This window comes from Acinetobacter sp., assembly GCF_036659555.1.
GTDB lineage: Bacteria > Pseudomonadota > Gammaproteobacteria > Pseudomonadales > Moraxellaceae > Acinetobacter.
Genome location: NZ_JAVXCI010000183.1, coordinates 1 through 1,232, shown reverse-complemented (window position 1 = coordinate 1,232; position 1,232 = coordinate 1). Strand labels below are relative to the sequence as shown.

Sequence of the window (1,232 nt, the reverse complement as noted above, 5' to 3'; positions counted from 1 at the left end):
AAGCTTTCATCAATCGAGCAGTTGATGTTTTTCCGGGTAAAGCTTTCAGAAGCTGCGGTAAAGACCGCAACTTCCTGACAGCCTGCGGCGCGCGCAGCTTCAAAGCCTTTTAAATTCGGAGTCAGCAGGCTGAACTGGATATCCGGATCTTTGGGCAATTGGGCAAACAGCGCATCGCTGTCCGCCATTTGCGGCACCCACTTTGCAGAAACGCAGGAGCCGGCTTCAATCGACTTCAGCCCGGTTTTCATCAAGTCTAAAATCAGCGCTTTGCGCTGCTGCAGCGTCAGCGGGGTCTTTTCGTTCTGCAGCCCGTCGCGCGGGCCGACTTCCACGATTTTGACAAATTCACTCATGCAACCTGCTCCAAAGGCTGGAATTCCACCAGCTCATCGCCGGCTTTGACCTGATCGCCGACCTGAAAATACCAAGAGCTGATCATGCCGTCATCCGGCGCGCGGATGGCGTATTCTATTTTCATGGCTTCAATGGTCATCAGCACATCGTCTTTTTTCACCTGTTCATTTAAAGCCACCAGAACCTGAGTAATCACCCCCGGCATCGGCGATTTTAAATTCGCTTCGGCGCTGTGCGCGTCATCGGCGGAGAAATTCTGGCTCATATAGTCAAACTTATAGCTTTGGCTGTCTTTAAACAGCGTTAGGCCCTGACTATTTCGGCTAAAGGCGAATTTATCCTGCTTGCCGTCCATCTTGATTTGAATGCTGTTCCTGCTGAGGATTTCTCCGGAAATGCGGTATTTATGGCCTTGATATTCGGCAATAAAGGCATCATTTTCAGCTGTGAAGCGCACCTGAACAGGCTGTTCACCCTGCATCAGCTTCAGGCAATAGCTGCTGCTGATATTGGCGCGCCACAGCGATTCAGCCTGCCAGACCGGATTGCAGGCAGTTTTATTTTGGCTGAAGCGCGAAAGCAGTTCAGTCAAGGCAGCGGTGATCACCAGTTTTGGCGCAGCGCTGCCGGCAGCCGGAAATAAAAAGGCGTCTTCACGCTGAATCAGGTTGGTGTCTAATTGCGCCTGTTTAAAGGAATCACAGCGCACAATGCGGTCAAGAAAGGCAATGTTGTTGCCCAGGCCTTCGACATGGAACTGGCCGAGGGCATGGTGCATCTGCACCAGCGCGGCTTCGCGGTTTTCGCCCCAGACAATCAGCTTGGCGATCATCGGGTCATAATAGGTGCTGATTTCATCGCCTTCAACAATGCCG

General features: G+C 52.0%; 1 protein-coding gene and 1 pseudogene. Both read right to left on the bottom strand.

Going from position 1 to position 1,232, the window contains the following annotated elements; all coding sequences use genetic code 11:
• Positions 1-356 (bottom strand): annotated as a pseudogene (locus tag RSA72_RS14555) (hydroxymethylglutaryl-CoA lyase); the annotation flags it as partial.
• Positions 353-1,232, bottom strand: an 880-nt coding sequence (locus RSA72_RS14550) for an acetyl-CoA carboxylase biotin carboxyl carrier protein subunit (protein ID WP_332633445.1), incomplete at its 5' end; no start/stop codon positions are given. The gene RSA72_RS14550 and the pseudogene RSA72_RS14555, both read right to left, overlap by 4 nt.